This window comes from Spirosoma sp. (genome assembly GCF_048594605.1).
Lineage (GTDB): Bacteria > Bacteroidota > Bacteroidia > Cytophagales > Spirosomataceae > Spirosoma.
Genome location: NZ_JBMDWV010000273.1, coordinates 1 through 5041 on the forward strand (window position 1 = coordinate 1; position 5041 = coordinate 5041).

At 49.3% G+C, this 5041-nt stretch carries 5 protein-coding genes; 3 read left to right on the plus strand and 2 right to left on the minus strand.

Going from position 1 to position 5041, the window contains the following annotated elements:
• Both fahA and ACOJS8_RS16580 read left to right on the plus strand, forming a co-directional pair.
• Positions 1 to 933 (plus strand): fumarylacetoacetase (gene fahA, locus ACOJS8_RS16575; protein ID WP_420149657.1); only part of this gene is annotated, 933 nt, incomplete at its 5' end.
• Between the two features lie 26 nt (positions 934 to 959).
• Positions 960 to 1865, plus strand: a complete 906-nt coding sequence (locus ACOJS8_RS16580; protein WP_420149658.1) for a flavin reductase family protein — start codon at positions 960 to 962, stop codon at positions 1863 to 1865.
• A 62-nt stretch (positions 1866 to 1927) separates the two neighbouring features.
• Here ACOJS8_RS16580 and ACOJS8_RS16585 read toward each other — a convergent pair whose 3' ends face one another.
• Both ACOJS8_RS16585 and ACOJS8_RS16590 read right to left on the minus strand, forming a co-directional pair.
• Positions 1928 to 3088 carry a threonine aldolase family protein gene (locus ACOJS8_RS16585; RefSeq protein WP_420149659.1) on the minus strand — a complete coding sequence of 387 codons (1161 nt, stop codon included), beginning with the start codon at positions 3086 to 3088 and terminating at the stop codon, positions 1928 to 1930.
• 112 nt (positions 3089 to 3200) lie between these two features.
• A complete protein-coding gene (locus ACOJS8_RS16590) occupies positions 3201 to 4208 on the minus strand; it encodes an AraC family transcriptional regulator (protein WP_420149660.1) in 1008 nt (335 codons plus the stop codon).
• Positions 4209 to 4361: 153 nt separating this feature from the next.
• Here ACOJS8_RS16590 and ACOJS8_RS16595 point away from each other — a divergent pair, with 153 nt between their 5' ends.
• Positions 4362 to 4886 (plus strand): nuclear transport factor 2 family protein, encoded by a 525-nt coding sequence (locus ACOJS8_RS16595; protein WP_420149661.1) that lies wholly within the window; start codon positions 4362 to 4364, stop codon positions 4884 to 4886.
• Positions 4887 to 5041: the final 155 nt, after the last annotated feature.

Sequence of the window (5041 nt, forward strand, 5' to 3'; positions counted from 1 at the left end):
ATTCATGATCAGGTATTTATCCACGAGTCACGAGCTAAGATGCATCTGCCGGTACGTATCGGCGACTACACCGATTTCTACGCGGGTATTCATCATGCCGAAAACGTAGGGCGTATGTTCCGTCCGGATGGCGATCCGTTATTACCCAATTACAAACATATGCCAGTAGCCTATCATGGTCGGGCCTCCTCGATTGTGGTATCCGGTACGTCCATTCGCAGACCCATCGGGCAGTTTCTGGGAGCGGATAAACAACCCGTTTTCGGGCCGTCGCAATCGCTGGATTTTGAACTCGAACTGGGGCTGATTATTGGCAAGAGCAATCCGCTCGGCGAGCCAATTCCGGTTGATGAAGCGGAGAACTACATCTTTGGCGTTACGTTGTTCAACGACTGGTCGGCGCGCGATATTCAACGCTGGGAGTATCAGCCGCTGGGACCATTTCTGGGGAAAAACTTTGCGTCGAGCCTGTCGGCCTGGGTGTTACCCTTCGACGAACTGGAGCCTTTCCGCGTGGCTGGCCCGAAGCAGGAACCAACTCCTCTCCCCTATCTGCAAATAACCCGGCCGGGGCATTTTACAATTGAACTGGAGGTGTGGATGCAACCTGCCAATGACGAAGAAATTTGCATTTGCCGGACAAATACCCGGAACCTGTACTGGAATTTTGCTCAGATGATTGCACACCATACCGTTAATGGCTGCAACCTGAATATCGGCGACGTACTGGCTACGGGCACTATTTCGGGAGATACGCCCGGTAGTTACGGCTCGCTACTCGAATTAAGCTGGAATGGCACCCGCCCGCTGCGTTTGTCGCCTACTGATTCCCGAACGTATCTGACCGATGGCGACAGCGTTACGTTCCTTGGCTGGTGTTTTCAGAACGGCGTCCGCGTTGATCTGGGCGAGGTAACCGGAACCATTATCTGAAACAGAAATTTTGCGTTTACTACGTTATGACAACAACCATCAATCCCGCCGATTTACAACCCAACGAGTTTTATCGCTACGTAATCGGGAGCATTGCCCCACGACCGATTGCGTTTGCCAGTACGATCGATGCTGCGGGCAATGTCAATCTGAGCCCATTCAGTTTCTTTAATGTTTTCGGCTACAATCCGCATACATTGGTATTCTCACCAAGTATTAATCGCCACGGCCATAAAAAACACACGCTGCTGAATCTGGAAGAAGTGGGCGAAGTCGTCATCAACGTAGTGAATTACGCCATGGTCGAGCAAATGTCACTGACTAGCGCTGAGTTTGAGCGGGGTGTTAACGAGTTCGAAAAATCAGGATTTACCGCCTTACCTTCCGAGCGAGTTCGGCCGCCCAGAGTCGCCGAATCGCCCGCTACGTATGAATGCATGGTTAGGCAAATCATCCCAACGGGCGCATCCACGTCGGGCAATAAACCCGGAGCCGGTACGCTGGTCATCTGTGACGTCGTTCTGGCTCATTTTCACCAGAACATTTTTGATACTAACGGCGTGATTGACCCGCACAAAATTGATCTGATCGGTCGCATGGGCGGTGACTGGTACAGCCGCACCAGTGGCGATGCCGCTTTTCAGGTCGCTCGTCCGCAGGCAGGCATTGGCGTCGACAAAATACCGCATTCGATACGTAACAGCGTCATTTTATCGGGCAATGATCTCGGAAAGCTGGGTAGTTTTCCGGTGCTGCCAACGGCCGACGAAACAGCAGAATTTCGGCAATCGGGTATTCTGAACGAACTGTTTGACGAAGCCCAATACGGTTGTCAGTATCTGCCTGATTTGCTCCATTTACGAGCAAAGCAATATCTGGCCGAAAACCGCGTACGCGAAGCTTGGCTAACGCTGTTGCAAACGCAGGTATAAGTTGTGTTTGCAACAGCGTTGACTGGTGTGACTTATTCGGTCAGCTATGCCGTATTCAGCGCCTATACAGAAGCCTCTTTTATGGACTCCAGAAAATAGCCAGCCAGGTTTTGCGGTGTATTTCTGTTGATAGACGGGTTAATTTTAAGCCAGAAACCTTTATCATCAGGCTTAGCCAGTTCGACATTCTTTTTGAGCAAAGACTCTCTGAACTTGCCCAGATTCGTCTTCGCTACGTTTAAGCGTACTACGTGCGAACCGTTTTTAAGCAGTTCAATCGTAAACCGTTCATTTTTCCCGATTTCCGAGAACAGCTTTTCAGCGTTTGACCAGGCCAGTTTGTAGTCGTTCAGGAATCCATCGGCGTAGTGTAGCGCAACGGCGGCAAACGCCCAGGATGCCGGCAAGCCCCCGCCAAACATTCTTCGTTCATGAAACAGCTTTTCACTAAACGCTTTGGAACCAGCCAGAACAGCGCCGGAACTGGCGTTAAAACATTTCCACATAGACGTGAAAACCGTATCGAATAACTCGCCATAACGACTGGGCTCAACGTTTGTATGGACGGATTGCACAAACAACCTAGCTCCATCCAGATGCGTTTTAATACCATTACTTTTTGCATAGCTGGTAATCGCTTTCAGCGTATCGTATTGAATGATACGGTCCTGCTGGCGTCTTACCGGCGTTTCGATCATGATAGCGCCTATGTGCGCTTCTACCCGACCGGCTTTTGTTTTGGTCACCACCTGTTCAACTTCATTGAGCGAAAATTCAACGGCGTTTTCTCCCAGTGGAATCAGGTTCAATCCGCTGAGTATCTGAGAGCAGTCACCGGTGTCGTTGTATAAATGACTCTGTTCCTGAACAATCACCCGACGATTATTTCCCGCCAGTCGTCGGACCGCAATATGATTCGCCAAGGTGCCTGTTGGCATAAAAACCGCCGATTCTTGTCCCAGCAACTGAGCAAACTTGTTTTCCAGCTCTTCTACGACTCCCCCGTTCGAATAAAAGTCTGGCTTAATCTTGCCTTCATCGGCCAGCTTCATCAACAAATCAGCGTATTCTTTTGGCGATAAGAGTAATCCATCCTGAAGAAAATCAATCGACTGATTCGGTTTGGGGGCACTGTTTCCGGAAGTTGTTTCAGCCAGTACACTCGTGGGAACTGCTGTTGTAGCGAGCATACTTCCAAGTTTAACAAAGTCTCTACGTTGCATGGGTTGGTAGTGAACGTGATTTTATAGACGATTTACGGCATCAATGATGCACTGGTGAATGGGTAGCGGCAAAGGTAGAAAACCGCTGTCATATGTCACCAAGATAGCCCAATTAACGTTTTTGATACGTAACGGGCGTGCTGCCGGTCCAGCGTTTGAAGGCCCGGCTGAAGGCGCTTAACTCGTTGTAGCCAAGCAGATACGAAATTTCTTTGATTGGGTATTTTCCGGATTCCAGATAATGAACCGCCAACGATTTTCGGATCGAATCGGCTAACTGTTGATACGTAACACCTTCCTCCTGAAGTTTCCGCTGAAGGCTGCGGGAACTGGTATTAAAATTAGCGGCTATCTCCTCCAGACTTGGAATTCCCAGATACGCGTTTGCAATCAGATAATTCAGGATTCGCTCGTTCAGCAACTGATTGGCGCCGAACGTATTGAGTAAAGAACTGGCCTTTTGCAGTAAGATCTGCTGCAGTTCATAATTGGCCGTCAGGATAGGTTCGTCCCAGTAGCAACCATCGAAAATCAGTACATACTCCGTTGAATTTTCCGTGAGTTGGCAACGTAGCACACGCTCGTATTCCACCCGATCCGTTACGTCGTACGGAATCATTACCGAATCAGGTTTGATCCGCTTCAGCACCAAACCGTCCGTTTCGTGCAGTACAAACACCATTGCCAGATCCAGCATCTGACGTAACGCGAACGGCGATTCGGCGGCCCGGTCGGGATAAGGATTAAACTGAATGGAGAACGTCCGGTCGTTTCCTGACACCTCCATGTCGAACAGATTTGTTAGCAACTGGATAAAGTCGGCGGCATGAGTCAGCGCTTCGCCCACCGTTTTGCTGGTCTGAATAATCTGTCCGACAATACCCAGGGCAGCCAGTTGCATCGACTCACCGAAGTGCAGCCCAAAAAGCGGATCGTTGCTCAACTGACTGGCATTCTGCCAAAGGTCGTTGAGTTGCTTTGGCGTAACCGCTACGTTCGTTCGCTGTTTTATTGCCTCTAAATTAATCCCCGAAAGCTGACACAGACGATCAGGCGAAATGTTCCGCTGAGCGGCATAGGCCAGCAGATTACCGACAAAAAGCAGTTGAAAATCATTCATGATGTAGCGTTTGAACGAAAGTAAATGGAAATGTTCAATACGTCCAGCCGCCGGCGGAAAATGGTAAACGATTGGCGGATTGGGGTAAGACCTGGCCGGGTGAGTGGCTCTAGTTTTGCATCGTTCAAACAAACGTAACGTATCGCAAACGCCATGAAAACGCACGCAATTCTTCACTTCATTTTCGGTACCATCCTGACCGGATCACTGACTCTGGCAAGCCAGACATCCGCGCAACAAACGAATCAATTAACCATAAACCAAGCCAAACCAACTACCATGAACAGTCAACCAGCACAAACCGTAAAAAACTTTCTGACCGCCGTACAAAAAGGCGACAACCAGACACTTGCAGCCCTTATTCACCCAGATATTCAGTGGAATCAACCCGGAACGAATCGCTTCTCGGGTCAAAAAACATCCAGCGCGGCTGTCTTTCATATGGTGGGCGATATGTTTGCCGCAACCGCTAATACGCTGAGCTTAGCCGATATTAAGCAGATAACGGTCAATGGAAACAAAGTAGCTTGCCTCGTTCGCTGGAAAGCTGCTCAACCGGGCGGGGGCGTTTTAGATGTAAACAATATTGATGTGTACACAGTCGAAAATGGCAAGATTGTCGAGGCTACCGTGTATTCGGAAGATATCGCTCAGGAAGATGGATTCTGGGGTAAGTAGACGTAGCAATTATTCCAAAAACCCGCTGGACGAGTATGTTCAGCGGGTTTTTGCGTTATTGATCGTAACATCGATCACTTTCAACAATGATGCACGTATCACGTCGTGGTTTTCTGCACGTATCGGCCGTTCTGGCGGGTAGTACGCTTATAAAG